The sequence below is a fragment of the Pseudomonas sp. 1L-C-7-B-C1 genome, assembly GCF_057291635.1.
The window spans coordinates 132,835-158,340 of record NZ_JBXAWH010000013.1; the positions used below are offsets into that span (position 1 = coordinate 132,835).

The 25,506-nt window shown below is 60.6% G+C and carries 26 protein-coding genes and 1 other RNA gene; 11 read left to right on the plus strand and 16 right to left on the minus strand.

Annotated features, from left to right (window positions below; all coding sequences use genetic code 11):
• Positions 1-144: 144 nt before the first annotated feature.
• A complete protein-coding gene (gene argE, locus AC0Z8Z_RS20120; protein ID WP_485620279.1) occupies positions 145-1,293 on the minus strand; it encodes an acetylornithine deacetylase in 1,149 nt (382 codons plus the stop codon).
• A gap of 166 nt (positions 1,294-1,459) precedes the next feature.
• Here argE and AC0Z8Z_RS20125 point away from each other — a divergent pair, with 166 nt between their 5' ends.
• Positions 1,460-2,827 (plus strand): CYTH domain-containing protein, encoded by a 1,368-nt coding sequence (locus tag AC0Z8Z_RS20125; RefSeq protein ID WP_485620280.1) that lies wholly within the window; start codon positions 1,460-1,462, stop codon positions 2,825-2,827.
• A gap of 764 nt (positions 2,828-3,591) precedes the next feature.
• On the opposite strand, the gene AC0Z8Z_RS20130 is transcribed toward AC0Z8Z_RS20125, so the two are convergent.
• Positions 3,592-4,062 (minus strand): Lrp/AsnC family transcriptional regulator, encoded by a 471-nt coding sequence (locus tag AC0Z8Z_RS20130; RefSeq protein ID WP_122534077.1) that lies wholly within the window; start codon positions 4,060-4,062, stop codon positions 3,592-3,594.
• A gap of 148 nt (positions 4,063-4,210) precedes the next feature.
• Between AC0Z8Z_RS20130 and AC0Z8Z_RS20135 the strand changes: the two genes are divergently transcribed.
• Entirely contained in the window at positions 4,211-4,558 is a 348-nt protein-coding gene (locus AC0Z8Z_RS20135) for a hypothetical protein (RefSeq protein ID WP_485620281.1), read from the plus strand.
• A gap of 112 nt (positions 4,559-4,670) precedes the next feature.
• Positions 4,671-6,455 carry a type IV pilus assembly ATPase TfpB gene (gene tfpB, locus AC0Z8Z_RS20140; RefSeq protein WP_122534079.1) on the plus strand — a complete coding sequence of 595 codons (1,785 nt, stop codon included), beginning with the start codon at positions 4,671-4,673 and terminating at the stop codon, positions 6,453-6,455.
• A gap of 182 nt (positions 6,456-6,637) precedes the next feature.
• Here tfpB and AC0Z8Z_RS20145 read toward each other — a convergent pair whose 3' ends face one another.
• A complete protein-coding gene (locus tag AC0Z8Z_RS20145; RefSeq protein ID WP_485620282.1) occupies positions 6,638-7,687 on the minus strand; it encodes an L-idonate 5-dehydrogenase in 1,050 nt (349 codons plus the stop codon).
• 14 nt (positions 7,688-7,701) lie between these two features.
• Positions 7,702-8,472 carry a glucose 1-dehydrogenase gene (locus AC0Z8Z_RS20150; RefSeq protein ID WP_485620283.1) on the minus strand — a complete coding sequence of 257 codons (771 nt, stop codon included), beginning with the start codon at positions 8,470-8,472 and terminating at the stop codon, positions 7,702-7,704.
• 271 nt (positions 8,473-8,743) lie between these two features.
• Between AC0Z8Z_RS20150 and AC0Z8Z_RS20155 the strand changes: the two genes are divergently transcribed.
• On the plus strand, positions 8,744-9,061 hold the full coding sequence (locus tag AC0Z8Z_RS20155; protein WP_065987516.1) for a DUF2388 domain-containing protein: 318 nt from the start codon (positions 8,744-8,746) through the stop codon (positions 9,059-9,061).
• A gap of 97 nt (positions 9,062-9,158) precedes the next feature.
• Here the strand turns inward: AC0Z8Z_RS20155 and gcvH are convergent, their stop codons facing one another.
• The 8 genes from gcvH to AC0Z8Z_RS20195 all read right to left on the minus strand — a co-directional run bounded on the left by gcvH (position 9,159) and on the right by AC0Z8Z_RS20195 (position 18,365).
• Entirely contained in the window at positions 9,159-9,542 is a 384-nt protein-coding gene (gene gcvH / locus AC0Z8Z_RS20160) for a glycine cleavage system protein GcvH (RefSeq protein WP_192171356.1), read from the minus strand.
• A gap of 67 nt (positions 9,543-9,609) precedes the next feature.
• Positions 9,610-10,692 (minus strand): glycine cleavage system aminomethyltransferase GcvT, encoded by a 1,083-nt coding sequence (gene gcvT, locus AC0Z8Z_RS20165; protein ID WP_485620284.1) that lies wholly within the window; start codon positions 10,690-10,692, stop codon positions 9,610-9,612.
• 154 nt (positions 10,693-10,846) lie between these two features.
• Positions 10,847-12,463: an ABC transporter permease gene (locus AC0Z8Z_RS20170; protein ID WP_485620285.1), complete on the minus strand. Its 1,617-nt coding sequence runs from the start codon at positions 12,461-12,463 to the stop codon at positions 10,847-10,849.
• A 194-nt stretch (positions 12,464-12,657) separates the two neighbouring features.
• Positions 12,658-13,659, minus strand: coding sequence for an extracellular solute-binding protein (locus AC0Z8Z_RS20175; protein WP_485620286.1), 1,002 nt, complete (start codon positions 13,657-13,659; stop codon positions 12,658-12,660).
• A 278-nt stretch (positions 13,660-13,937) separates the two neighbouring features.
• Positions 13,938-15,158: a 2-octaprenyl-3-methyl-6-methoxy-1,4-benzoquinol hydroxylase gene (locus AC0Z8Z_RS20180; protein WP_485620287.1), complete on the minus strand. Its 1,221-nt coding sequence runs from the start codon at positions 15,156-15,158 to the stop codon at positions 13,938-13,940.
• A 49-nt stretch (positions 15,159-15,207) separates the two neighbouring features.
• Positions 15,208-16,395, minus strand: coding sequence for a 2-octaprenyl-6-methoxyphenyl hydroxylase (ubiH, locus tag AC0Z8Z_RS20185; protein WP_485620288.1), 1,188 nt, complete (start codon positions 16,393-16,395; stop codon positions 15,208-15,210).
• Entirely contained in the window at positions 16,392-17,726 is a 1,335-nt protein-coding gene (gene pepP / locus AC0Z8Z_RS20190) for a Xaa-Pro aminopeptidase (protein ID WP_122534088.1), read from the minus strand. The genes ubiH and pepP overlap by 4 nt, the downstream gene beginning before the upstream one ends.
• Positions 17,727-17,807: 81 nt before the next feature.
• Positions 17,808-18,365, minus strand: a complete 558-nt coding sequence (locus AC0Z8Z_RS20195) for a YecA/YgfB family protein (protein WP_172610326.1) — start codon at positions 18,363-18,365, stop codon at positions 17,808-17,810.
• Between the two features lie 149 nt (positions 18,366-18,514).
• Between AC0Z8Z_RS20195 and AC0Z8Z_RS20200 the strand changes: the two genes are divergently transcribed.
• The 4 genes from AC0Z8Z_RS20200 to AC0Z8Z_RS20215 all read left to right on the plus strand — a co-directional run bounded on the left by AC0Z8Z_RS20200 (position 18,515) and on the right by AC0Z8Z_RS20215 (position 19,985).
• Positions 18,515-18,724, plus strand: coding sequence for a TIGR02449 family protein (locus tag AC0Z8Z_RS20200; protein WP_037016503.1), 210 nt, complete (start codon positions 18,515-18,517; stop codon positions 18,722-18,724).
• A complete protein-coding gene (locus AC0Z8Z_RS20205; protein ID WP_282365809.1) occupies positions 18,721-19,044 on the plus strand; it encodes a cell division protein ZapA in 324 nt (107 codons plus the stop codon). The genes AC0Z8Z_RS20200 and AC0Z8Z_RS20205 overlap by 4 nt, the downstream gene beginning before the upstream one ends.
• Before the next feature lie 31 nt (positions 19,045-19,075).
• A non-coding RNA gene (gene ssrS, locus AC0Z8Z_RS20210) (6S RNA) lies at positions 19,076-19,254 on the plus strand.
• Between the two features lie 101 nt (positions 19,255-19,355).
• Positions 19,356-19,985: a 5-formyltetrahydrofolate cyclo-ligase gene (locus AC0Z8Z_RS20215; RefSeq protein WP_485620289.1), complete on the plus strand. Its 630-nt coding sequence runs from the start codon at positions 19,356-19,358 to the stop codon at positions 19,983-19,985.
• A 49-nt stretch (positions 19,986-20,034) separates the two neighbouring features.
• Here AC0Z8Z_RS20215 and AC0Z8Z_RS20220 read toward each other — a convergent pair whose 3' ends face one another.
• The gene (locus AC0Z8Z_RS20220) at positions 20,035-20,184 is read right to left on the minus strand and encodes a hypothetical protein (protein ID WP_122534092.1); all 150 of its coding nucleotides are present in this window, start codon (positions 20,182-20,184) and stop codon (positions 20,035-20,037) included.
• A 193-nt stretch (positions 20,185-20,377) separates the two neighbouring features.
• On the opposite strand from AC0Z8Z_RS20220, the gene AC0Z8Z_RS20225 reads away from it, so the two are divergent.
• Entirely contained in the window at positions 20,378-20,827 is a 450-nt protein-coding gene (locus AC0Z8Z_RS20225; protein WP_485620290.1) for an EVE domain-containing protein, read from the plus strand.
• 17 nt (positions 20,828-20,844) lie between these two features.
• Here AC0Z8Z_RS20225 and AC0Z8Z_RS20230 read toward each other — a convergent pair whose 3' ends face one another.
• Entirely contained in the window at positions 20,845-21,255 is a 411-nt protein-coding gene (locus tag AC0Z8Z_RS20230; protein WP_122623502.1) for a flagellar basal body-associated protein FliL, read from the minus strand.
• A gap of 135 nt (positions 21,256-21,390) precedes the next feature.
• On the opposite strand from AC0Z8Z_RS20230, the gene AC0Z8Z_RS20235 reads away from it, so the two are divergent.
• A complete protein-coding gene (locus tag AC0Z8Z_RS20235; RefSeq protein WP_485620291.1) occupies positions 21,391-22,368 on the plus strand; it encodes an NADPH:quinone oxidoreductase family protein in 978 nt (325 codons plus the stop codon).
• Positions 22,369-22,427: 59 nt separating this feature from the next.
• Here AC0Z8Z_RS20235 and AC0Z8Z_RS20240 read toward each other — a convergent pair whose 3' ends face one another.
• Complete coding sequence (locus AC0Z8Z_RS20240; RefSeq protein ID WP_485620292.1) at positions 22,428-23,129, minus strand: energy transducer TonB; 702 nt, start codon at positions 23,127-23,129, stop codon at positions 22,428-22,430.
• 189 nt (positions 23,130-23,318) lie between these two features.
• On the opposite strand from AC0Z8Z_RS20240, the gene AC0Z8Z_RS20245 reads away from it, so the two are divergent.
• Positions 23,319-24,461 carry an acyltransferase family protein gene (locus tag AC0Z8Z_RS20245; RefSeq protein WP_485620293.1) on the plus strand — a complete coding sequence of 381 codons (1,143 nt, stop codon included), beginning with the start codon at positions 23,319-23,321 and terminating at the stop codon, positions 24,459-24,461.
• On the opposite strand, the gene AC0Z8Z_RS20250 is transcribed toward AC0Z8Z_RS20245, so the two are convergent.
• Positions 24,458-25,447, minus strand: a complete 990-nt coding sequence (locus tag AC0Z8Z_RS20250) for a WaaS/CpsH family glycosyltransferase (protein WP_485620294.1) — start codon at positions 25,445-25,447, stop codon at positions 24,458-24,460. The genes AC0Z8Z_RS20245 and AC0Z8Z_RS20250 overlap by 4 nt on opposite strands.
• Positions 25,448-25,506: the final 59 nt, after the last annotated feature.

Genomic DNA, 25,506 nt, shown 5'->3' on the forward strand with positions numbered 1-25,506 from the left:
AAAGAAGCCTGTAGTGGATGGACGAAGGGTGGAAACACTCAAGACGGCATGAGCTTTATCGTCGGAACAGGCATCGCAACACGCGTACTCTCCTTTTGGGTTGATTCTGAGACAGGCCCTGCCTCATGCAGCACCTGGGTGCACTCAAGGGGTACCCAGGCAGTAATGTTCGATCAATTGACGTAACAGACGCACTGTAGGCTGCAAACGTGACATTTCAAGATACTCACCGGGCTGGTGCGCGCAGGCAATGTCCCCGGGCCCCATCACGATGGTTTCGCAACCAAGGCGCTGAAGATAAGGCGCTTCGGTGCCAAATGCCACTGCTTCGGCCGTATGACCGGTCAGACGCTCGGCGATTCGCACCAGTTCCGCGTCGGCGCTTTCTTCAAACGGTGAGACTTCCGAAAACAGTGGCGCGTAATCGATCTGCACCTGATGGAGTTCGGCAACGGGTTGCAGCTTCTGCCGAATCGCCGCGCGCAGCACTTCAGGGTCCATGCCCGGCAGCGGGCGCAGGTCGAACTCCAGCGAGCATTGCCCGCAGATCCGGTTCGGGTTGTCGCCGCCATGGATGCAGCCGAAGTTCAGGGTCGGTTGCGGCACGCTGAACTGCGGATTGCGGTATTGCTCCTGCCATTGGCGGCGCAGGCCTTTAAGCTCGCCGATGGCGTCGTACATGGCTTCAAGGGCGCTACGCCCCAGGCTCGGGTCAGAGGAGTGACCGCTGCGGCCGAGAATCTCGATGCGCTCCATCATCACGCCCTTGTGCAAGCGGACAGGCTTGAGGCGCGTCGGTTCGCCGATAACCGCCGCGCGACCCAGCACACCGCCCGCTGCAGCCAAGGCCTTGGCACCTGCCATGGAGCTCTCTTCGTCGCAGGTGGCGAGGATGATGAGCGGCTGCTTGAACGGCTGATCGAGCAGCGGCTGAAGCGCCTCGATGGCCAGCGCGAAAAAGCCCTTCATGTCGCAGCTGCCCAGTCCTACCCAGTTGCCGTCGACTTCGGTCAGCTTGAGCGGATCGGTCTTCCACAACGCATCGTCGCAAGGAACGGTATCGCTGTGGCCCGCCAGCACCAGCCCGCCGGGGCCCGTGCCATACGTCGCCAGCAGATTGAACTTGCCGGGGCTTACCTGCTGGATGTCGCAGGCGAAACCCAGATCGCCCAGCCATCCCGCCAGCAGGTCAATGACGGCGCGATTGGACTGGTCGAGCGCGGGCTGCGTACAGCTCACAGACGGCGCGGCGATCAGGGCGGCGAACTGGTCTTTCATGGACGGCAACGGCATAGGCGACTCCGGTGATGGGGTGCGACACGCCAGCCATCATAGGTCGATTGGCCCGCATGAATAAACTGTCACGGTTGATGTCCTGTACACTGCACGGCCCACGCAGCTGTGTCGATTCCGGCTGCGACCCCTGTTATCAGCGATAGAGCGTTTGGATTCTCCGGCCATGCAGAAAGAAACCGAAATCAAACTCCGCGTCAGCCGCGAAACCCTCATAGCCCTCCGCGAGCACCCGTTGCTGAAGAAGCGCAACAAGAGTGGCTGGGAGCGGTTGGAGCTGTTCAACCAGTACTTCGACACTCCCGAGCGTGAGCTGGCCCATGCCAAAGTTGCGCTGCGGCTGCGTCGCGACGGCGACGCGATCATTCAGACCCTCAAGACCCGCGGCCAGAGCGTGGCGGGCCTGTCCGAGCGCAACGAATACAACTGGGACGTGCCCAAGGCCAAGCTGGACCTGAAGAAGCTCGACGGCGAATGCTGGCCCGAGCAACTGGCGGATCTGGACAAGAAAACCATCAAGCCGGTGTTCACCACTGATTTCGTCCGCGAGAAAGCGGAAATCGCATGGGGCCGTGGCAAGACCAAGGTGGTGATCGAAGCAGCACTGGACCTGGGCAGGGTTGTCGCCGGCAAGCAGCAGGAAGAAATCTGCGAGCTGGAACTGGAGTTGCGCGAAGGCGACCCTGCCGCGCTGCTGGAACTGGCCGCAGAGCTGGCCGAGAAGCTGCCGCTGATGCCCTGCGATATCAGCAAGGCCGAGCGTGGTTATCGCCTGTTCGACGCCAGCAGCTACTCGATCAAGCTGCCGACGCCCGAGCTGCATGGCGAACTCTCGGTAGACGACGCGTTTAACGCCATCGCCTGGTTCCTGCTCGGCAGCAGCCAGCGTCTGGCCGAGCAATACCGCTTCAACGGCCACTGGAGCCTGTTGCAGGAATGGGTCGAAGTGCTCGCTGAACTGCGCGCTCTGGCCGGCAGCCTGGGCCAAGCCGCTCCGCGCTCAACGACCCATGACCTGCGCGCCGCGCTGGACGCCTTGCTGGAAGACTGGCGCACGCTGGTGCTCGCCGGCCAGGAAGATGGCGACGTACGCGCCGCTGCCCATGAGCAGTTCATCGAAGAGTTGCAGGACACCCGCTGGGGCCTGTTCTCACTGACCACCTCACGCTGGTTGATGGCGCGCAGCTGGACGGTCGAGCGCAATAATCGTGGCAATCGTCAGGGCCACGCGATGCTCAGCAGCTGGGTGCCGCGTTTCCTGGGTGATGAGGCGACCGCGCTAAACTTGCCGCGCTACCAGCAGCAGCCGGAAGACCTGGCGGAGCAGTTGCCACGCATCGAGCGCATTCAGGTGTGGCTGCATTACGCCCGCCAGGCCCTCGACCTGCCTGAGCTGGATCGCTTGTACGGCGAGCTGAACAAGCTCGAACAACTGGCGCATCTGGACATCACCGATGAAATCCTTGATGCCCGCGTCCAGCAAACCATCACCGTCCTGCAAAGCCGGGCGTGGAAGACATTGCTGAAGTTGTAAGACGCCGTATGGATGGGACGGCTGGCACGGTTGGTAGCACCGGCTGACGCTGTTTCGTAGGACCGGCTTTAGCCGGGAAGAGGCCAGTGGAAGCACCGCAGTTTTGCGGTGTGCCTACCGACGCTTTCCCGGCTGAAGCCAGTCCTACGAAAGGCACGCGGTGTGTCAGTAGGACCGGCTTCAGCCGGGAAGAGGCCACCCTGAGCACCCTCAATTTCGCAGTGTGTCTACCGACGCCTTCCCGGCTGAAGCCGGTCCCACTAAATGCACGCGGTGTGTCAGTAGGACCGGCTTCAGCCGGGAAGAGGCCACCCTGAGCACCCTCAATTTCGCAGTGTGTCTACCGACGTCTTCCCGGCTGAAGCCGGTCCCACTAAATGCACGCGGTGTGTCAGTAGGACCGGCTTCAGCCGGGAAGAGGCCACCCTGAGCAGCCTCAATTTCGCAGTGTGTCTACCGACGCCTTCCCGGCTGAAGCCGGTCCCACTAAATGCACGTGGTGTGTCAGTGGGACCGGCTTCAGCCGGGAAGAGGCCAGCCTGAGCACCCTCAATTTCGCAGTGTGCCTACCGACGCCTTCCCGGCTGAAGCCGGTCCCACTAAATGCACGCGGTGTGTCAGTGGGACCGGCTTTAGCCGGGAAGAGGCCAGTAGCCGCACCTTAATTTTCGTGGTGTGTCCACCGACGCCTTCCCGGCTGAAGCCGGTCCCACTAAATGCACGTGGTGTGTCAGTGGGACCGGCTTTAGCCGGGAATTCGCACCCTATCTGCCAATCGGCAAGCTCGTCGTCGATTTGATTTCCGACAGCGCCACTGTCGAATTCACTTCCTGAATCCCCGGCACCAGCGAGAGCTTTTCGAAGAAGAATCGCTCGTACGCTTCGATGTCCGGCGTGACGATGCGCAGCAAAAAGTCCACCGACCCCATGAGCACATAACACTCCAGCACTTCCGGGAAACTACGGATTGCCTCAGTGAATTCAGTGAAGTTGGACCGACCGTGGGCGTTGAGTTTTACCTCTGCAAAAATTTGCGTATTCAGGCCGATCTTCTTGCGATCCAGCAGCGTCACCTGCCGCCGAATAACGCCCTCATCTTTGAGCCGCTGAATCCTGCGCCAGCAAGGCGATTGCGACAGGCCAACCTGCTCGGCGATTTGCGCGCTGGACAGCGACGCATCCTCCTGCAGCAGCGCGAGAATCTTCCGGTCGTAGGCGTCCAGCTCAATTTGCATAGTCAATTCCTGAAAGGAAGATTCGGCACATAAACAAGTCCAATACAGCCTAATACAGCGCATCTCCGATCAGAAATTTCTTTTTCAACGTGTAAAAATTTCTGCCATTCAACGTCATCGCCACGACGAGTTTGTCAGGAGATATCCCATGCCGCATTTCGACGCCGCCAGCCCTGCCCCTTTCCGCCACGATGCCTGGTCGGTCGGCAATGTTCATTGCCTGTCGCGCTACCAAATCCTCGCCGAGGCAGAGGCTGACGTGCTCTGCCGGCTGCTCAACCTGTTCGCGATGCAGTACCTGATCCCTCAACAGGTCAGCGTGTTGCAGCAGGACGGCATGCTGATGGTGAGCGTTGAAGTGGGCGGCATGACGTGGCACCGCGCTCAGGTGATTGGCGAAAAAATGCGCAATCTGGTCAGTGTTTGCTCGGTTGAACTTGAACCCATGGGCAATTTGCACGTCGTAACCGAGGTCGTCTCACTCGCCGCCAGTTGAGTGCTCCGAAAATATTGGCAACGCTTCGCTACCGGCAGGGCGCTACAACTGGCACGCCTGGGACTACTCTTGCTCAACACCGAAGTAAGCCGTCTCGTACCAAGGAGCCCGCATGTCCGTCCTCGCCTCATCATCTCAGGACCGCTGGCTGGATCTGAACGAAGTATTGCGTGACCTCGTCGCGCAGGGATACCTCGATCAGGACAACGCCGAATATGCGCTCACGCTGCGCCGAGCCGCGCAGAACCTCCACGCCCACCCGCTCGAACTCATCGCCACCCAGCAGTTCGACAACCACAAGCGGCCCGGCAAGAAACTCGACCTCGAAACCCTGACCGCCTGGCTGGCGGAGCAATCGGGCCAGCCCTATCTGCGCATTGACCCGCTGAAGATCAACGTCGCCGCCGTGACCCCGTTGATGTCCTACGCCTTCGCCCAGCGCCACAAGATTCTTGCGGTGGACGTCGATCGCGACGCAGTGACCATCGCCAGCGCGCAACCGTACGTGAATGCGTGGGAAGCCGACCTCACCCACGTGCTGAAGATGCCGATCAAGCGCGTCGTCGCCAATCCCGTGGACGTACAGAAACTGGCCGTCGAGTTTTACCGGCTGGCCAAATCGGTCAGCGGCGCGAGTGCAAGCGATCAGAAAATCAGCAACATGGGCAACTTTGAACAGTTGCTCAAGCTCGGCGCCAGCGATCAAGAGCCGGACGCCAACGACGCGCACATCGTCAATATTGTCGACTGGCTGTTCCAGTACGCCTATCAGCAGCGGGCGAGCGATATTCACATCGAGCCCCGCCGCGAGGCCGGTACCGTACGCTTCCGCATCGACGGCGTGCTGCACAACGTTTATCAATTCCCGCCCCAGGTGGCGATGGCCGTGACCAGCCGCCTGAAAAGCCTGGGCCGGATGAACGTGGCCGAAAAGCGCAAGCCCCAGGACGGTCGGGTGAAGACCAAGACGCCCGACGGCGGCGAGGTGGAGCTGCGGTTATCGACGCTTCCCACCGCCTTCGGCGAAAAGATGGTCATGCGGATTTTTGACCCGGAAGTGCTGCTCAAGGACTTCGACCAGCTCGGATTCTCCGGCGATGACTTGCGTCGATGGGAGGGCATGACCCGACAGCCCAACGGCATCATTCTGGTGACCGGCCCGACAGGTTCCGGCAAGACCACCACGCTGTACACGACGCTGAAAATGCTGGCGACTTCGGAGGTGAACCTCTGCACCATCGAAGACCCGATCGAGATGGTTGAGCCTGCGTTCAATCAGATGCAGGTGCAGCACAACATTGATTTGACCTTTGCCAGCGGCGTGCGCGCGCTGATGCGGCAAGACCCGGACATCATCATGATCGGCGAGATTCGCGACCTGGAAACCGCAGAAATGGCGATTCAGGCGGCGTTGACCGGTCACTTGGTGCTGTCGACGCTGCACACCAACGACGCGCCCAGCGCCATTAGCCGTCTGCTGGAGTTGGGTGTGCCGCATTATCTGCTCAAGGCAACGATCCTCGGCGTGATGGCGCAGCGTCTGGTGCGTACGCTGTGCCCGCACTGCAAGGCGCCGATCGAAATGGATGAGGTGGACTGGCAGACCCTGACGCGGCCGTGGCAGGCGCCGGTGCCCACCGGCGCGCATCGGGCCGTGGGTTGCGCGGAGTGCCGCGACACGGGCTATCGCGGGCGGGCGGGGGTGTACGAAATCATGCTGATGTCGGACGCGGTGAAGTCGCTGATCACGGCGGACCTGGACCTGACGGCGTTGCGCCGTCAGGGCTTCAAAGACGGCATGCGCAGCCTGCGCTTGTCCGGCGCGCAAAAGGTCGCGGCGGGCCTGACGACGGTTGAAGAGGTGCTGCGTGTGACACCGCAGAGCGAACAGCGCTAAACCGCCCCCACGTTGGAGATGTCCCGGCGCGCAGCAAACGCGGTCCATGTGGGAGTGAGCTTGCTCGCGAAGGGGGTCTCATAACCGCTGGATATTGAGCGGGTGTCCCCGCCTTTACGCGAGCAAGCTCGCGCCCACAGTTCCGATCAACCCTGGCACAGGCCTGAACTGACCGCAGTCCATTACTGGTCCGGCACCCCGAAATCCAGCACGACTTTCATCGCCTGCTGCTTGTCCCCCGCCAGCTCGAACGCCTGGACCGCGTCCTGAAACGCAAGGGTGTGGGAGATCACCGGCGTCACGTCGATCACCTTGCGGTTGAGCAGGTCCACCGCCTGAGCGAACTCGGGGTGGAAGCGAAAGGTGCCGCGCAGATCGATTTCCTTGCCCACCACCAAGTTCAGCGGAATCGCCACATCGCCACCGAGTCCGACTGTCACCATAATCCCGCGCGGGCGCATGCAGGTCAGGCCATCGCGCAAGGCTTGCGCGCTGCCTGAGGCCTCGAACATCACGTCGAAATAACCCTTGTCGGCGGTATAGCGCGCCAGTGCTTCAGGCTCGTCGCGCAGATTGTGGGTTTCGCTGGCACCCATGCGCCGCGCGCACGCCAGCGCGCTGTCGCTCAGGTCCGCGGCGATAATCTGCAACGCTCCCGCCGCGCGCAGGCTGCCGATCAGCAAGTTGCCGATTGGACCGCAGCCGGTCACCAGTACGCGCTTGCCGAACACGCCACCGGCGCGCTGGATCGCATGAAGCCCGACCGACAAGGGCTCGGCCAGTGCGCCTTCAGCCAGCGTCGTGGTCGGCGCCAGCGCATGGGCCTGGCTTGACTCGATCACCAGACGCTCGCGGAACGCGCCCTGAATGTGCGGAAACGGCATCGCGCTGCCGTAAAAACGCATGTTCAGGCAATGGTTGAGAAGGCCTTCGTGACAGTATTTGCAGTCTCCGCAAGGACGTGACGGCGACACGGAGATCCGTTGCCCGACGCTAAAAGCGCTCTGCGCGTCGCCGACTTCCTCGATGACCGCCGAGATTTCATGGCCGAGGACCATCGGCTCTTTCAACCGAACCGCGCCGAAACCGCCGTGCTGGTAGTAATGAAGATCCGAGCCGCAGATGCCGCCGCGAGCAACGCGTACGCGCAACTGTCCGGCAGACAGGGGCAGTGCTTCGTTGCCGGGCTCGACACGCAGGTCTTTCGCGGCATGGCAGACAATCGCTTGCATGTTCGTTCTCCGGATTACAGCGATGCCGTAATGGCACCGTCGACGTAAAGAATATGGCCATTGACGAAGCTGGCTGCGTCCGAGGCCAGAAACACCGCCGCGCCCGCCAGCTCCGACACTTCGCCCCAACGACGGCTCGGCGTGCGCTGCACCAGCCAGTCGCTGAATTCGGTATTGGCGACCAGCGCAGCGTTCAGCTCGGTCTTGAAGTATCCTGGTCCGATTCCGTTGACGTTGAGACCGAACGGGCCCCAGTCGATCGCCATGCCTTTGGTCAGCATCTTCAGCGCGCCTTTGCTCGCGGTGTACGGCGCGATACCCGGCCGGCCCAGCTCACTTTGCACCGAACAGATATTAATGATGCGCCCGCGTCCACGGGGGATCATGCAGCGCGCGACGGCCTGGCCGACGAAGAACGCGCTGTCGAGGTTGGTGCGCATCAACTCGTGCCAGTCCGCCTCGGCGAACTCCGCCAGCGGCCCGCGCCGTTGGATGCCGGCGTTGTTGACCAGGATTTCCAGCGGTCCGACGCGTTCTTCGATGTCCTGAACCGCAACGGCGACCGCCTTGCTGTCCGTCACATCAAAACTCTGCGTGTGAACTGCATGACCCTCCGCTATTAGGACTTGGGCGGCCGATTGCAGCGTCTCGGCATTGCGGCCGTTGAGCACGACCGTGGCGCCCGCTTCCGCCAGGCCCCGGGCAATCGCCAGACCGATGCCTGCGCTGGAGCCGGTGACCAACGCTACCCTGCCGTCGAGACGAAAACTTTCCAGAACAGCCATGACGCCCTCCTATTGTTTTTGCGGCTTGAATCTCTATTGGCTGCGCCAGCCGTTCCTGCGCTCAAACACAGAAGCCGCGCAGAATGCAGTTACCTTACTCTGCCCGATCGATTTCCCACCGTCATCAACCGTGACCCTCTGAACGATGATCAACTCCCGGGACGAGCCGACTTGGCAGGCCGTCGCACTATGACGCCCTGTGCCTGGGGAACTAGAGCAGGGAACGGCGTATCAAATCGTTTCAGAACAAACAAACATCGGAGTACCTCTCATGCGTCTCAAACTTGCTGTAGCCACGTTAGCCTTGCTTTCCCTGCCGGTCGGTTCAGCGATGGCTGACGGTTTTCTGCGGGACGTGCTGTCGTCTGGTGCCACAACCGGTTCCACCTACCTTACCTTCCGTCACCACAAGCTGATCGTCGCCGCACAAGACGACGCTGGCAGCTTCGTCGCCAGCAACGGCGAAATCCGCGGCCCATACCTGGAAGCAGCCATGGATCAGGTGCGCAAAGACAATCCGGCCCTGAAGGCATCGGACATGGACCTGGCAAACGCCATCCTGGCTAAGAATCTGGTTGCCGAGCAATAAGTCGGACCTGTTGTGACGAGTTGGCGGCATAACGTCGATCTCGCTCCCACAAAAAAGCCGCTCATCCGAGCGGCTTTTTTACGTCTGACCGACCGGCTTATTCGCCGATCAGCGCCTTGTAGCCCGCTGCGTCGAGCAGCTTGCCCAGGTCCGCGGCATTGGCTGGCTTGACCTTGAAGATCCATGACGCGTATGGCGCCTCGTTCAATGCCTCTGGGCCATCAGCCAGCGCCTCGTTGACTTCGACGACTTCGCCCGCCACGGGCGAGTAGATGTCAGACGCAGCCTTTACCGACTCGACGACACCGGCCTGATCACCTGGGGCCGCGAAAACCTTACCCACCTCAGGCAGCTCGACGAACACCACGTCACCCAGCGCTTCCTGCGCATGATCGGAAATACCGACAACGATCAGATCACCCTCTTGCTTGGCCCACTCGTGGCTCTCGGCAAAACGCAGTTCGGCGGGAATAGTGCTCATGTTCTTATCCTCTCTACTTCATCAGGTCAGCGGAAAAACCCGCCAGGGATGGCTTCAAAAATCAGGGTTATATCAAGGCCTTGCCGTGCCGCACGAATGCGGGTCGAACCACTCGGACCGGGTACCACTTGCCCCGGATTTCCACCTCGGCACGGTCAGCGGTAGCCATCGGCACTCGCGCCAGCGCGATCGACTTGCTTAGCGTAGGAGAGAAACTACCACTGGTGATCTCTCCTTCGCCAACTTCCGCTATTCGGACGACCTGATGAGCACGCAAAACGCCCCGCTCTTCCAGGACCAGCCCTACAAGCCTTGAGGAGATGCCTCGCGCTCGCTCTGCTTCGAGTGCAGCGCGCCCGATGAACTTACGGTCTTCAGGTATCCACGCGACCGTCCAGGCCATGTTGGAGATCAGGGGCGAAACCTGCTCGTCGATTTCCTGACCGTACAGGTTCATCCCTGCTTCCAGGCGCAGCGTATCGCGGGCGCCCAGACCGATCGGCGAGATACCGGCGCCGACCATGTCGTTGAAGAAACTGCAGGCCTCGGTCGCTGGCAGGATGATCTCGAGACCGTCTTCACCGGTATAACCCGTGCGGGCAATGAACCAGTCGCCTTCTTGCTGGCCTTCGAAGGGCCTGAGGGTGTGGATAAGCGCAGTGCGTTCCTGATTAACCAGTTCGCCGATCTTCTGCCGGGCGTTTGGCCCCTGAATGGCAAGCATCGCCAGTTCCGAGCGGTGCTTGACCCGCACGTCGTAGCCGGCAACGTTGGCGTTCATCCAGGCCAGATCCTTATCGCCGGTGGCTGCGTTGACCACCAGGCGATAACCCTCGTCGGTCAGGTAGACGATCATGTCGTCGACGATACCGCCCTGGGTGTCCAGCATCGCGCTGTAAAGCGCCTGCCCGGTCTGTTGCAACCTGCCGACGTCGTTGGCCAGCAGATGTTGCAGCCAAGGCTTGGCCTGGCTGCCGGATACGTCGAGCACATGCATGTGCGACACGTCGAAAATCCCGCAATCCCGGCGCACCTGATGGTGCTCCTCGACCTGCGATCCGTAGTGCAAGGGCATGTCCCAACCACCAAAATCAACCAGCTTCGCGCCAAGCGCGAGGTGCAGGTCAAAGAGGGGCGTACGCTGTCCCATGGGTTTCTCCTTCCGGGCGTGGCGAAGACGCGGTCACTGGCAATCCCGCAGATCCCCCGTGAATTGGGGTCTGACACCTTTGCTAATTTGAGGAATTGTCTGACAGACCGAGTCGATTGCGGCGCATTGTAGCCGCAAGGTTAGGACCCCGCACCTAACCAATCGGTCTGGCCGAACGTCTAATCAGACCGATGACCGGCAGCAGCCCGACCAGCACCAGCGTCAGCGCAGGCAAAGCCGCACGCGCCCACTCACCTTCGCTGGTCATTTCGAAGATGCGCACGGCCAGCGTGTCCCAGCCAAACGGCCGCATGAGCAGCGTGGCGGGCATTTCCTTGAGGACATCGACGAAGACCAGCAGCGCAGCGCTCAACGTGCCGGGTATGAGCAGCGGCAGATAAATCCTGAAAAACAATCGCGGGCCGCTGACCCCCAGACTGCGCGCGGCTTCGGGCAGTGATGGACGAATGCGCGACAGGCTGTTCTCGAGCGGCCCGTACGCGACCGCAATGAAGCGCACCAGGTACGCAAGCACGAGCGCCCCCAGGCTGCCCAGCAGCAAAGGCCGGCCAGCGCCGCCCAACCAGCTGGATAACGGCACCACCAGTTCCCGGTCCAGATAACTGAACGCCAACATGATCGACACCGCCAGCACCGAGCCGGGCAGCGCGTAACCGATGTTGGCGACGCTGACGCCCGCGCGAATGGCGCGTGTGGGGGCAAGGCGCCGGGCAAACACGAGGATCATCGCGACGCACACCGTGACCAGCGCAGCGATGCCGCCCAAGTAAAGCGTGTGCAGGATCAACCCGGCGTAGCGCTCGTCGAGGTCGAAACGCCCGCGTTGCCAGACCCAGACAATCAACTGCAGCAGTGGCACCACAAACGCGCAGGCGAACACCAGCCCACACCATGTGCTGGCGGCGATGGCTTTCAGGCCATGCAGGTGATACAGCGCCTTGACCCTCGGGCGCTCGTTGCTTGGCCGGCTCGCCCCGCGCGCGCGATGCTCGCCGTACAGCAGGACCATGACGGCCAGCAGCAGCAGGCTCGCCAGTTGCGCCGCGCTCGACAAACTGAAGAAGCCGTACCAGGTTTTGTAGATAGCGGTGGTGAAAGTGTCGAAGTTAAACACCGACACCGCGCCGAAATCGGCCAGGGTTTCCATCAGCGCCAACGCCACACCAGCACCGATCGCCGGCCTCGCCATGGGCAGAGCTACGCGCCAGAACGCTTGCCACGGCGACTGACCGAGAATACGCGCCGCCTCCATCAGGCCTTTGCCCTGGGCCAGAAACGCCGTGCGCGCCAACAGATACACGTAGGGGTAAAACACCAGCACCAGCACGATGATCACGCCGCCGGTAGAGCGGACTCGCGGCAGACGCAGGCCGGAGCCGAACCACTCGCGCAACAGCGTTTGCACAGGGCCTGCGAAATCCAGCAAACCCACAAAGACGAACGCCAGCACATACGCCGGGATGGCAAACGGCAGCATCAGCGCCCAGTCCAGCCAGCGCCGCCCCGGAAACTCACACAGCGCCGTCAGCCACGCCAGACTCACTCCCAGCACCGTGACGCCCAGCCCCACGCCAAGCACCAGCGTCAGGGTGTTGCCGAGCAACCTTGGCATCTGGGTTTCCCAGAGGTGCGACCAGATCTGCTGATCGATGGTCTGCCAGGAGAACAGCAATACGCTCAATGGCAGCAGCACCAGCGCGGCAATGGTAAAAACCAGGGGGTACCAGCGACGCTGGAGGGAATGGGCCAAAGGGGTTACTCATGGAGAGTTGCGGATTGACGAAGCCCTCGGGGGGAGCGGGGTGGCGCTCCACCTTGCTCGCGAAGAGGCCGGCACATCCGCTAGATCTCCAGCGATTGAAATGCCGTCTTCGTGAGCAAGCTCACTCCCACAAGATCTTCACCATGCAAAACCGGCGTAATTCGGGCTTTTTTCGCGAAAGATCAATTCCAGCCAGCACGGTCCATCATGCGGATCGCCTCGGCCTGCCGCCGACCGGCCACTTCAACCGGGATGGTGTCCGCCTTGAATGCGCCCCAGCTCGCCACTTCCTCAGACGGTGCGACTTTGGGGTTGGCGGGGAATTCCTGGTTGGTGCCGGCGAATATCGTCTGGGCTTCGGGGCCTGTCATCCATTCCACCAACGCTTTGGCGGCGTCGGCATGGGGCGCGTACTTGGTCAGGCCAATCCCGGAAAGGTTGACGTGCACGCCGCGGTCCGACTGATTGGGCCAGAACAGGCGCACGGCAAGATCCGGATTGTCCTTGTGCAAACGACCGTAGTAGTAGGTGTTGACGATGCCGACGTCGCATTGGCCGGCATTGATGGCTTCCAGCACCGCGATGTCATCGGAAAACACGTCGGTCGACAAGTTATTCACCCAGCCCTTGAGGATCTTTTCAGACGCCTCGGCACCATGGGTTTCGATCAGCGTGGCGGTCAGCGACTGGTTATAGACCTTTTTGGCGGTACGCAGGCAGAGACGGCCTTCCCAATGTTTGTCGGCCAATGCTTCGTAGGTGGTGAGTTCTTCAGGTTTGACGCGGTCGGTGGAGTAGGCAATGGTCCGGGCGCGCAGGCTCAGGCCGGTCCAGCTGTGGGTGGAAGAACGGTATTGCGAGGGAATGTTGGCATCGATGACCGGCGAGGTGAACGGCTGCAGGATGCCCATCTGTTCAGCTTGCCAGAGGTTACCTGCGTCGACGGTGAGCAGCAGGTCAGCCGTTGCGTTTTGGCCCTCGGCCTTGATGCGCTGCATCAGCGGCGCTTCCTTGTCGGTGATGAACTTGACCTTCACGCCGGTTTTGGCGGTATAGGCGTCGAACACCGGTTTGATCAGCTCATCGATTCGGGAGGAATACACCACCACTTCATCTGCGGCCTGGGCGGTGCTGCCGAGCATGGTTAATGCCAGGGCAGCCAAAAGACGCTTGCTCGCCTGCATGCAGGTTCTCCTGAGTCGAGAGAGGGGAAAAACGAGGCGAAATGGTAGTGAATCGCATCTACCTTCTCAACCGAAGTCAGGATTGAGCCGTTACCGGATGTTGCGGAGTGCCCGCAGTGCCACATTCAGAACCACTGAGCGCGCGCAGTTTTAGTGGGACCGGCTTGAGTCAGGAAAAGGCCAGCTTGAACGCCATCAGAGTCCCGGCGTAACGAGTGGCGCTTTCCCGGCTAAAGCCGGTCCCACGGTGAAGCGCGCGTAAAGACAGTGCTGTGTTGTCAGAGCCGTGCCAGCGTCGGCAAATCCCCGGTCAGCCCCAAGGCCTGGCGAACGAACAACGCTTTGGCTTCTGCCGAACGATCGACCATCTTTAACCCGGCGTTGCGCAACAGGCGAACTGGCAGTGCGTCGGCCTGGAACAGCCGCTCGAAGCCCTCCATCGCCGCCATCAACGCCAGGTTATGCGGCATGCGCCGACGCTCGTAACGGCTCAACACACGCTCATCAGCCAGCCGTTCCCCGCGCTCGACCGCATCTCGCAGCACTTCGGCGAGCACGGCTGCGTCGAGAAAGCCCAGGTTGACGCCCTGCCCCGCCAATGGATGGATGGTGTGCGCCGCATCGCCGATCAGCGCAAGGCCTGGCGCCACGTAGCGCTTGGCATGGCGTTGACGCAGCGGGACGCAAACCCGCGAATCAGCCGATATCACCTGCCCGAGACAGCCTTCGAACGCATTCTCCAGCTCACGGCAGAAGCGTTCGTCATCAAGCTTCATCAACCGCTCGGATTGCTCCGGTGTCACCGACCAGACGATGGAGCACCAATGCTCACCCTCTCGATCCAGCGGCAAAAAGGCCAGCGGGCCGTCGTCTGTAAAGCGCTGCCACGCGGTTTTGCGGTGGGAATCCGCCGTGCGCACGCTCGTCACAATGGCGTGATGCAGGTAGTCCCATTCCCGCGTTGCGGTGCCGGTCATGCGCCGCACGGTCGAGTTGGCGCCATCGGCCGCGACCACCAGCGGCGCGCGCAATGTGCGGCCGTCGGACAGGGTCAGAAGCCAGTCATCGCCGGAATGACGCATCTGCTCCAGACGTGCATCGGCCAACAAGCTGATGTCGCTGTCATGCAGATGTTCGACCAGCGCATCCTGCACCACGCGGTTTTCGACGATGTGCCCAAGCACCTCAGCGTGAACGCTTGAGGCAGAAAAATGCACCTTGCCCGTGCCGCTGCCATCCCACACGTGCATGTCGCTGTAGGGGCTGACCCGCCGCGCGACGATGCCGTCCCAGACGCCGAGCCGCTCGAGGATGCGCTGACTGGCGATGGACAGTGCGCTGACCCGCGCCTCGAATGGCGCGTCGGCCACGAACGGCTTGACCGTCAGAGGACCTCCATCCACCACGAGGATGTTCAGCCCACTGTCTCGCAGCGCCAGCGCCAGCGCGCTCCCCACCATTCCGGCCCCGACAATCAGCAGATCTGCGCGCGTTTCCATGCTTTAAATCGTTCTCGGTTGTGGCGAAGGCCACGAATGAATGGAGTGTTCAGACATCGCTTCGCGTTCCCAGGCCCATGGCCTGACGGGCAAACCAACTCTTGGCGGAAGGCAGCAGATCCAGGCCCAGAAGGCCCAGGTTGCGGCCTGCTGTGACGAGGGACTGCTGACTGCTGAACAGCCGGGTGACTTGATCCGAAAAGCCGACGGTCAGTTTTTGATCAACCCGCTGACGCTCGCGGTAGGCCTGCAGCGTTGAAAGCTCGCCCAGCGGCGCGTCACTGGCCAGCAGCGCCTCGGCCAGGGAGGCAGCATCACGCAAGGACAGGTTGAAGCCCTGCCCCGCAATCGGATGCAGACTGTGGGCAGCGTTGCCGAGCACCACCAGATGGGAGCGGATCTGCTCTTCGGCCTCGATCAACGCCAGCGGATAGCTGTGACGCGCACCCACTTGCTTCAGCGCGCCCAGACGGTAGCCGAAGACGCCCTGCAGTTCTTTGAGAAAGCTTCGGTCGTCCAGCGCCATCAGCCGCTGAACGTCATCGCCGGTGCGCGTCCAGACCAGTGCGCAGCGGTTATCCGGAAGCGGCAGCAGCGCCATGGGGCCATTTTTGGTAAACCGCTCGAAGGCCTCACCACCATGAGCATCGCCCGGGGTAATGTTGGCGATCAGCGCGCTCTGATCGTAAGGCGTGTGTCGCACGGCAATCCCCAACTGCTCGCGCAGGCTGGAACGGCCACCGTCGGCCAGCACCGCGAGGTCGCAGGTGAGCAGAGTTTCGTCGTTGAGCGTGAGTTGGTAGCCATCGGGCAGCGCCTGCATGTGCGTGACTTCGGCCGGCACACGCCAACTGATCACGTCCTTGTCCAGCGCCTGCCACAGGCATTGGCCCAGCCAGGCGTTTTCAACCACATAGCCCAGGGCCGGAACGCCTTCCTCCATCGAAGACAGGTGCGCTGCGCCAAACCGGCCTTTGTCTGAAACGTGAATTTTGAGGATGGGCTCGGCGCGGTGGCTGATCTGCTGCCACAGGCCCAGGCGCTCGTAGATCTGCCGCGCACCGAACGACAGCGCTGAAGAGCGGGCGTCGTAGCTGGGCTGGTACGTGTCGCCGGGCGCAAACGGCTCGATCAGGACAATCTTCCAGCCCCGAGCCTTCGCTCCAGCTTGCAGGGCGAGAGCCAGGCTTGCGCCGACCAGTCCGCCACCGACGATGGCCAGATTAAAGCGGCTCATGCGGCTTGCGTTCGTGCGGCGGCCATTAACGCCTCGATCTCGGCCACGGTCTTCGGCACATCGCCCGTCAGGATTTCACAGCCTTTTTTGGTCACCACGACGTCATCCTCGATTCGCACGCCAATCCCGCGCCATTTTTTAGCGACGGCCTGATTGTCCGGGGACACATAAATACCGGGCTCGACCGTCAGCGCCATCCCGGCCTCCAGCACACGCCATTCTCCGCCGACCTTGTATTCGCCGACGTCGTGCACGTCCATGCCCAGCCAGTGTCCGGCGCGGTGCATGTAAAAAGCTTTGTACGCTTCGGCGGCAATCAGTTCATCCACCGCGCCTCGCAGCAGCCCGAGCTCTACCAAGCCTTCGGTAATGACCCGAACCGTTGCCTCGTGGGCCTGATTCCAGTGATTGCCGGGTTTGATCGCAGCAAACGCTGCTTCCTGGGACTTGAGCACCACTTCGTAAATCGCTTTCTGTTCGGCGGAGAATTTACCGCTTACCGGGAAGGTACGGGTGATATCGCTGGCGTAGCAGTCGATCTCGCAACCGGCATCGATCAGCACCAGATCGCCGTCTCTGAGCAGCGCATCGTTCTCCTGATAATGCAGGATGCAGGCGTTGCGCCCCGAGGCAACGATCGAGCCATAGGCCGGCATCTTCGCGCCGCCCTTGCGGAATTCGTAATCAAGCTCCGCTTCCAGGCTGAACTCGTACAGCCCGGCGCGACTGGCCTGCATCGCCCGCACGTGGGCTCGGGCCGAGATCTGTGCCGCCTCGCGCATCACTTTCACTTCGGCCGCCGATTTGTACAGGCGCATGTCGTGCAGCAGGTGATCCAGGGCAACGAATTCTTTGGGTGGCTGCGCGCCCAGATGCGCTTTGGAACGGATGACGTTGATCCACTCCATCACATGCCGGTCGAATTCGGGGTTGCTGCCCATGGACGAATACACCCGGTCGCGACCCTCAATGAGGCCGGGCAGGATGTCGTCGATGTCGGTGATCGGGAAAGCATCGTCGGCGCCGTACTCGCGCATCGCACCATCCTGACCCGCGCGCAGGCCGTCCCACAACTCGCGCTCGGGGTTGCGCTCGCGACAGAACAGGACGTACTCACCGTACTCGCGGCCGGGGATCAGCACGATCACCGCCTCAGGTTCGGGGAAGCCACTCAGGTACTGAAAGTCGCTGTCCTGGCGGTACACATGTTCAACGTCCCGGTTCCGAATGGCCACAGCCGCCGCTGGCAGAATGGCGATGCTGTTAGGCTCCATCTGCTCCATCAACGCCTTGCGGCGGCGGGCATATTCGGCTTTCGGGATATGAATCATGGGCAAGTGCGGTTCTCCGGGAGGTGCGCTTCGGCCACCGCCGCGCGTAAGCGGCGTGGCCGAGGCAGCATTGACGCGCTGTCAGTGCAAAGAGGGCTTGGCTTCGTCTTCAGCGTCGGATTTCTGGTTGAACTCTGTGAACAGCAGCAACGGCGCAACGCGCAGGTACTCCATGACTTCCATGTAGTCGCTCTCGCCGTCTTCGGACTCGTCCAGCGCGTCATGAACCTGAGCAATAGCGGCCAAGTCTTGCAGCACGTCCCTGGCGTCATCACTCAGCGACTGACCACCCACCCGGGCAAAGCCGCTGAGGAAACCCTGGCACCACTGGGCCATGGCGGCAGTGCGGGCAGCCAGAGGCTCATCATCGCCGGGCAACAGCAACACGACGGTCATGTCGTCGCCGGTCAGTTCGCTTTTGACCATTGCCTGCAGGCCGATCAGCGCCTGGCGCACTTTGTCGTCAGGCTCTGTTTCCAACAGCAGATGAGCGTCGGCCAGCCACTCCTCTGCATCGAAGCCTGCGCCGGCGCAACTGCGGCCCAGCAAAAGGCCGTGCAATTCGGCAGGAGATACGTGATGACCACTGCTGGTGAGCAGGGTGGCGAAGCCGTTGTACGGGGAATTCTGAATAGGCATGGGCAACTAGGCGCCAAGCGGCGCAATGTCTAGAATGAAGGCCTTGTATCGTAGCACCGGCAGACGCGCCCAAGCTATCAGGCGATGTCCGGGGCGAATCCAGACGCCAGCGCCTGCACCACTCATCTGAAAGTAATCAGTGGAAAACAATGGAAGACAATGACCTGCAAGCGCTGATGGCTCGACTGGAGTTATTGATCAATCGTGTCGAGCAACTAAAAAGTCAAAACGGACTCCTATTAGCTCAGGAAAAATCCTGGCGCGAGGAACGCGCTCAACTCATTGAAAAAAACGAAATCGCCCGGCAAAAGGTCGAGTCCATGATTTCGCGCCTCAAGGCCCTGGAGCAAGACTCATGAGTAATGGCAACAGCATCACCGTGCAAATCCTCGACAAAGAATATTCGATCATCTGTCCGCAAGAGGAGCGCACCAATCTGGTCAGCGCCGCGCGTTACCTGGACGGCAAAATGCGCGAGATCCGCAGCAGCGGCAAAGTCATCGGCGCCGACCGTATTGCGGTGATGGCCGCGCTGAACATTACCCATGACCTTCTGCACAAACAGGAACTGCCACCGGCAAAGGCCCAGACCAATGGCGCCAATAGCGAGCAGGTTCGCGATTTGCTGGACCGTGTTGACCTGGTCCTTGCCACGGATTCGGATAAAGCACAAGGCTGATTGTTCGGACATCATTCGGTATACTTGCGACCGCTCCCTGGAGTGCTTGCCAGTCGGTCATGTCCCTGAGCCGATACGCACAACCACGGGGGTTGCACGTTGGGGTTGGTGTGCATGTCCGCTCGACGGAAAGCCTTAAAACCTCCTGCAATCTCCACCTTGAACTTTCGGGTTCAAGGGCTACACCGACAGCGGTTCGTCGGGGAGTCTCGAACCTTCTACCCATCGCCAGGCGCCCCGTCTGGCGGTGGGCACCGTGAATCTGTCTGATTACACGACATCACCTTCCAAAGCCTCACGGACCCGCCAGCATGACCTCATCCGGCGCCGCTCCCCTCCCAGATCACTCAAACCTCTCTCGGCCACAGTTGCGTCGGCTGCTTCGTCACAATCGTCGCGCGCTCAGCCCGGCAGAACAGCGACAGGCGGCAAATGGTTTGTGCCATCAGCTTGCGCAAAACCCTCTCTTTCGCCGCGCCCGGCACGTTTCTCTCTACCTTCCGATGGACGGTGAGATCGACCCGCGCCTGCTGCTTCGTGCCGCTCAAAAACGCGGCAAGACCACGTACTTGCCAGTGCTCAGTGCCTGGCCGCGAACGAAAATGGTGTTTCAGCGCGTCCGCCCTGGTGAGAAGTTCAAGCCGAACCGGTTCCGTATCCCGGAGCCACGTATCAATGCCAGGCGACAGCGCAAGATCTGGACGCTGGATCTGGTGCTGATGCCGCTCGTGGGGTTCGATCCGGAAGGGGGACGCCTTGGCATGGGTGGCGGCTTTTACGACCGCAGCCTGGCGTATCTCGCGCGCCGTAAAACCTGGCGCAAGCCGATATTGCTAGGACTCGCCCATGAGTGTCAGAAAGTCGCGAAGCTGGCGGTCGCCAGTTGGGACGTCCCGTTGACGGGAACGGTGACGGATAAGCGTTGGTACATCGCGGGGTGAGTCGTCATCGAGGCGCGCTCCTGCGAAGAAAGCGCGCTGCGATAGCGGTTTAGCGGCGGAGCTGTGGCTGCTGTTGCTGAGTGATTTCGACCGGCGCGTCAGCCTTGGCAGCCCACAGACTTTGCGCGTAACCGGTGGTGACGATTCCCAAGCCGAACAAAATTGCCAAAATCCACAGTACATCCGGCTTGCGTCGCATTCATCGTCCCCTTTGTAACGAATCAGAATCTAAAATCGATAACGTTTAAACAGGCTGCCACATCGTGCAGCCCTTAAAATCCCGGCATTCTGCGGCAACGTGACGCAACACGCAAATACTGACGCCAGCCGACCGTCGGGTTGTCATCAAACCGTAGGACAACTTTCCCAACACCTGTTCAGGAGCCTTGTAAATGGCCTATTGGCTGATGAAATCCGAGCCCGACGAGCTCTCGATCAGCGGGCTGAAAAAGCTCGGGCAGACGCGCTGGGACGGTGTCCGCAACTATCAGGCCCGCAACTTTCTGCGCGCGATGGCCGTGGGCGATCAGTTCTTTTTCTACCATTCCAGTTGCCCCGAGCCCGGGATCGCCGGGATCGGAGAAATCGTCAAGGCTGCGTATCCCGATCCCACTGCGCTGGACCACAAAAGCCCCTACTACGACGCTAAAACCACCGAAGAGAAGAACCCCTGGACCGCCCTTGATGTGGCATTCGTCGAGACGTTTCCGAATGTGCTGGGGCTGGGTTTGCTGAAACAACAAGCTGCCCTTGAACAGTTGCCGCTGGTGCAGAAAGGCAGCCGTCTGTCCGTCATGCCGGTGACCGACGAGCAATGGGCCGCCGTGCTTGACCTGCGCTGAATTCGGAGTATCGCGCTTTACTGGGCAATAAAGTTATTGAACAGCAGATCATCAACCACAGGCTTGCCCGTTTCCTGGGTGAGCACTTGCTGGGTCTGCTTCAGCGCTTCCTGACGCAGTTTTTCCTTGGCATCGACGTTGCCCATGCTGTCGACCGTTTGCTGAGTGAACAATGCCACCAGTTGGTTGCGAATCAGCGGCTCGTTCTGCTTCACCAGTTTCTGCGCCTCGGCGCCGGTCACGCGCAAGGCGACATCGGCCTTGTAGACGTGCAATTTCGGGCTGCCATCCAGTGAGTAGTTGCCTACGAAGGGAGGCGTCAACGCCACGTAGGAAACCTTGTTCGGATCTTCTTTCTCGCCGCCCTCTTCCGCCAGCGCTACAACAGGCATCGACAATGCCATCAACATCACAATCCACGCTTTCACAGTCCGCTCCTCAATCCGTTTCGCCGCATAGCTTACTTCAGCTTATGCACACCTATCAGGCCGGGCCATGCTCATTGACCCCACAACCTCGCTACCTGTACTTATCGGCCATCCCCGAAAAAGGAATAGCCCTCGATGAAAGCCGTGCTTTGTAAAGCCTTCGGTCCCGCTGCAGATTTGGTGCTGGAGGAAATCCCCAGCCCGGAGCCGAAGAAAAACGAGATTCTTCTGGACGTGCACGCTGCCGGGGTCAACTTCCCGGACACGCTGATCATCGAAGGCAAATACCAGTTCAAGCCGCCTTTTCCGTTTTCGCCCGGAGGTGAAGCCTCGGGCGTTGTGACCGCTGTCGGCGAGAAGGTCAGCCATGTCCGTGTCGGTGACCGGGTGATGGCGCTGACCGGCTGGGGCAGCTTCGCTGAACAGATCGCCGTCGCCGGTTACAACGTCCTGCCCATTCCCGAAACGATGGACTTCACCACCGCCGCCGCATTCAGTATGACCTACGGCACGTCCATGCACGCCCTCACACAGCGCGCCAAGCTACAGGCAGGCGAAACGCTCCTCGTCCTCGGCGCCTCCGGGGGCGTCGGCCTAGCCGCGGTAGAGATCGGCAAAGCCATGGGCGCTCGCGTGATCGCCGCCGCCAGCAGCGCAGAAAAGCTGGAGGTCGCCAAAACCGCAGGCGCCGACGAGTTGATCAACTACAGCGAGAACAATCTGAAGGATGAAATCAAGCGCCTCACCAACGGCAACGGCGTCGATGTGATCTACGACCCTGTGGGCGGTGACCTTTTTGATCAGGCTGTTCGCGGCATCGCCTGGGACGGTCGCCTGTTGGTCGTCGGCTTCGCCAGTGGCCGCATCCCCGAACTGCCCGTCAATCTCGCGTTGTTGAAAGGTGCCTCGGTTGTAGGTGTTTTCTGGGGCTCATTTGCTCAACGCCAGCCCCAGGACAACGCGGCGAATTTCCAACAACTGTTCACTTGGTTCGGCGAGGGCAAGCTGAGGCCGTTGGTGTCTAAGGTGTACCCGCTGGAGCAGGCGGGGGACGCCATTGAATCGTTGGCGCAGCGTAAAGCGGTGGGCAAGGTGGTGGTGAGCGTCAGGTAGCGTGTATCGAGACCGACCCCGTTCCGAAGGGGCCGACGTGGCGGTACTCCCCCACGCGCTCACAGCATCATGCTCACCTGTTCAGGCAACACGTCCTTATAACGCAGTGCCGGATTCGCCCGGCATCGCTGAATGACCTCCGGAACTGCCTCTGCCAGCGCATCCCCCAGCGCGAACCTTTGCTCGTCGGACAGCTTTCTGTAAGTCCCCACTCTTGCAAGCACGCTGTAGGTGTGCCGGAACACGCTCATCTCCACCTGTTCAAGATCAGACGAGTTCTGCTGGAAGTCTTCGAAGCGTTTGTTGAATTTCGCGCAGGACAGGTGGCGCAGACTGCGATGAAGCCAAGGGACGGGAGCATTTCCTTCACGCGGGTGGACGAAGTAATGCTCCTGACGCAGCGAAATGACTGCCGGACGCTGCTCACTGACGACCCAGGGTTTTACGCGCCACGTTGGCACAACGTTGACGATTGAGAGGGAAAACAGAGGGTGAGAGCTGTCCAGCACCTCAGGCTTGGAAACCCGTCCGTCATGGTGCGCCTTCAGGTCGTAGACGACCCACCCGGATATTCCGGATTTTGAAAGCGAATACGGCCAGGCGGGCGCCCTGCGGTAATCAAACTCCACACTGCGCTCATCTGCATTGGCGCCGATACATGCCGCGAACATCATCCATAAAATCCACCTGCTCATTAATGCAATCACCTGCGCGTTTCTTCCAGTCTGCCCCCTGCGCGGGTGCAAAAGGCTGGCGCGCATTCTGTGCGCCGGTCTGCGGCGGCAATAGCTCATGACTTCCCAGGGCTGCGTAGGATCGGTCCCAAAAAAGACACTTAGCTAAACAACCCACGACGGCGCCTGATGTGTTCCGTATATTTCTCGGCCGATACATACCGAACACGAATTCATTCGGTATCGACTCCAATACAAACTGCGGACCCCGTATTGATGACCGTCACTCTGATTTTGATCACGCTATACGCGCTGTCGATCGCGCTATTTTGCTTCGCCACCCGGCGTCTGCCGATTCTCTCCCAGGACGCGCTCCACCGCGTTTCATCGCTGGACGGGCTGCGTGGCGTGCTCGCAACCGCTGTCATCGTTCATCACTTCATCGTCAGCTATTACTGGCACGTCAACGGCGTCTGGGAAACCACGGACAGTCGCGTGCTGAACAATATGGGCACGGTGCCGGTGTCGTTGTTTTTCATGATTACGGGTTACCTGTTTACCGCGAAGATCTACCGAAGCGAGCCTAAATGGCGTCAGATTCTGTCGTCACGGATACGACGAATCTTCCCGATGTACCTCTTCAGCGTCGCGCTGATTACGGCCATCGCGCTGCACCAGTCCGCAGGCATCAGCGCGCCGGTCATGGACACCATCAAGTCGCTCGGCCGATGGGTGATTTTGATCGGCAGCCCCATCAACGGTTTCCCGGACACCGTGCGTATCAACGCCTCGGTGCAGTGGACGCTGCTCTATGAAGCGGTCTTCTACCTGTCGCTGCCGGTGCTGTATTGCCTGCTTCGGCGCAAGCTCCCCGGCATGGCGGTCGTCGTCGCGCTGATAGTGCTGGCGTGCCTGTGGGGCGAATACCACCATCACTTTCACAACCGGTTCATCAAACTGTTTGCTGTCGGCATTGCAGTGGCGGTCTTTGAAGACCGGATGCGCCGGTGGAACATCGACTTCTCGGGCGTGCGCTGCACGTTGGTTGCAGTCGCGATACTGCTGATCTGCATGAAACTCAAATCGTACTCGACGCTGCAAATGCTGATTCTCGGCGTCCCGTTCGCGCTGTTCGTGCTCGGCAACAGTTTGCACGGGGTACTGGAGATCCGCGGGTTGAAGATTCTGGGCGAGGCCAGCTTCAGCATCTATCTGCTGCATGGCATCGTCATCTACAGCGTGTTCAGCCTGCTGGACGCGTATGACTTCGCCACGCCGGATCCGCTCAGCTACGCGCTGTACTTACCGCTGATCATCCTGCTCACCAGCAGTATCAGCGTCGCGACGTACTGGTGCATCGAGCACCCATTCCTGCGCAAGGCATCGCCAAGTGCCAAAGCAACCCTGCCGAATGCTTAAGGTTCGGTAACGGGTAACGGCGGCGGGCTGGCTGGGGGCGGACTGAAAACCTCGTTCGCCCAACTGGCCATGCTGTACCGCTGCACGACTTCTTCGGGCAGGTCCACGTAGTCCCCGTTAATGAACGACTCAGGGATAACGGGGTGATCGCTGTCGATGATCAGAATGTTGCACGGATCATAGAAGTCGTAATCCGCCACCGATGCATTGTTGGTGATCATTTTCTTGCGATACAGCAGCGCCTCAAAAAAACGGAAGCTCAAACCCGCGTGGCCCGGCCGGACGATGTCGATGAGTATTTCCGAACGCCTGACGTATTCGGCCGTTTCATCGATGTCCATGCGCTGGCGAAAGAATGTCAGTAACGAACTGGCTCCGGGCACTGGCTTGCTCTGCACCAGGAATTTGCAGGTACCGGTGTAGCCCAGTTGTTCAAACGCCTGGGCCACCCGGCCGAGCACATCAACGCGATGCTTGCCGCCCATCACGACAAAGGCTTTGAAGTCGGATGTTGTTTTGAAATCGGCGTGTTCTTCGTAGATGTAGTTGTAGAGCTTGCGCAGTCGATACTCGCGAGCATCAGCGCCATCGAAGGTGTAGACCTTGTCAAACGTCGCCAGTTGATCAATCGGCATCGATAACCGCGCAATCCCGTCAGACAGATACGCGACGCTGAGCGCCGCCGCAGCCTGGGCCTGCGTGACCAAAACCTGATCCAGCTGGCTTGGATTCACCACCAGCAATGCATCGACATGGCCCGCCGCCCGAATGGCTGCACGAGCACGCTTAACGATCAGGTACTTTTTCAGCCATCGCCGCAGTTTCCCCGGAAGCCATGGCAGTTCCTTCGCGCCGCGGGTCAGGTCAATGAACACAACGTCGTTCGACTTGCCGAGAAAGTTGCCGAGCCGGGCGAGGTATCCGCCGACATCGCGGCAAAGAATGATGATCTTTTGATTCTGAATCTCAAGCGGGGGTGACTGCATGTGGGTTTGCCAATCGTGAGCGCGTGAGCGCGCATTTTACCTGTCCCGCGCAACGAAAC

Bases quoted from the DNA above. Each gene is read 5' to 3' on its own strand.
- argE (WP_485620279.1), bottom strand. From the start codon at position 1,293: ATGCCGTTGCCGTCCATGAAAGACCAGTTCGCCGCCCTGATCGCCGCG.
- AC0Z8Z_RS20125 (WP_485620280.1), top strand. From the start codon at position 1,460: ATGCAGAAAGAAACCGAAATCAAACTCCGCGTCAGCCGCGAAACCCTC.
- AC0Z8Z_RS20130 (WP_122534077.1), bottom strand. From the start codon at position 4,062: ATGCAAATTGAGCTGGACGCCTACGACCGGAAGATTCTCGCGCTGCTG.
- AC0Z8Z_RS20135 (WP_485620281.1), top strand. From the start codon at position 4,211: ATGCCGCATTTCGACGCCGCCAGCCCTGCCCCTTTCCGCCACGATGCC.
- tfpB (WP_122534079.1), top strand. From the start codon at position 4,671: ATGTCCGTCCTCGCCTCATCATCTCAGGACCGCTGGCTGGATCTGAAC.
- AC0Z8Z_RS20145 (WP_485620282.1), bottom strand. From the start codon at position 7,687: ATGCAAGCGATTGTCTGCCATGCCGCGAAAGACCTGCGTGTCGAGCCC.
- AC0Z8Z_RS20150 (WP_485620283.1), bottom strand. From the start codon at position 8,472: ATGGCTGTTCTGGAAAGTTTTCGTCTCGACGGCAGGGTAGCGTTGGTC.
- AC0Z8Z_RS20155 (WP_065987516.1), top strand. From the start codon at position 8,744: ATGCGTCTCAAACTTGCTGTAGCCACGTTAGCCTTGCTTTCCCTGCCG.
- gcvH (WP_192171356.1), bottom strand. From the start codon at position 9,542: ATGAGCACTATTCCCGCCGAACTGCGTTTTGCCGAGAGCCACGAGTGG.
- gcvT (WP_485620284.1), bottom strand. From the start codon at position 10,692: ATGGGACAGCGTACGCCCCTCTTTGACCTGCACCTCGCGCTTGGCGCG.
- AC0Z8Z_RS20175 (WP_485620286.1), bottom strand. From the start codon at position 13,659: ATGCAGGCGAGCAAGCGTCTTTTGGCTGCCCTGGCATTAACCATGCTC.
- AC0Z8Z_RS20180 (WP_485620287.1), bottom strand. From the start codon at position 15,158: ATGGAAACGCGCGCAGATCTGCTGATTGTCGGGGCCGGAATGGTGGGG.
- ubiH (WP_485620288.1), bottom strand. From the start codon at position 16,395: ATGAGCCGCTTTAATCTGGCCATCGTCGGTGGCGGACTGGTCGGCGCA.
- pepP (WP_122534088.1), bottom strand. From the start codon at position 17,726: ATGATTCATATCCCGAAAGCCGAATATGCCCGCCGCCGCAAGGCGTTG.
- AC0Z8Z_RS20195 (WP_172610326.1), bottom strand. From the start codon at position 18,365: ATGCCTATTCAGAATTCCCCGTACAACGGCTTCGCCACCCTGCTCACC.
- AC0Z8Z_RS20200 (WP_037016503.1), top strand. From the start codon at position 18,515: ATGGAAGACAATGACCTGCAAGCGCTGATGGCTCGACTGGAGTTATTG.
- AC0Z8Z_RS20205 (WP_282365809.1), top strand. From the start codon at position 18,721: ATGAGTAATGGCAACAGCATCACCGTGCAAATCCTCGACAAAGAATAT.
- AC0Z8Z_RS20215 (WP_485620289.1), top strand. From the start codon at position 19,356: ATGACCTCATCCGGCGCCGCTCCCCTCCCAGATCACTCAAACCTCTCT.
- AC0Z8Z_RS20220 (WP_122534092.1), bottom strand. From the start codon at position 20,184: ATGCGACGCAAGCCGGATGTACTGTGGATTTTGGCAATTTTGTTCGGC.
- AC0Z8Z_RS20225 (WP_485620290.1), top strand. From the start codon at position 20,378: ATGGCCTATTGGCTGATGAAATCCGAGCCCGACGAGCTCTCGATCAGC.
- AC0Z8Z_RS20235 (WP_485620291.1), top strand. From the start codon at position 21,391: ATGAAAGCCGTGCTTTGTAAAGCCTTCGGTCCCGCTGCAGATTTGGTG.
- AC0Z8Z_RS20240 (WP_485620292.1), bottom strand. From the start codon at position 23,129: ATGCGCGCCAGCCTTTTGCACCCGCGCAGGGGGCAGACTGGAAGAAAC.
- AC0Z8Z_RS20245 (WP_485620293.1), top strand. From the start codon at position 23,319: ATGACCGTCACTCTGATTTTGATCACGCTATACGCGCTGTCGATCGCG.
- AC0Z8Z_RS20250 (WP_485620294.1), bottom strand. From the start codon at position 25,447: ATGCAGTCACCCCCGCTTGAGATTCAGAATCAAAAGATCATCATTCTT.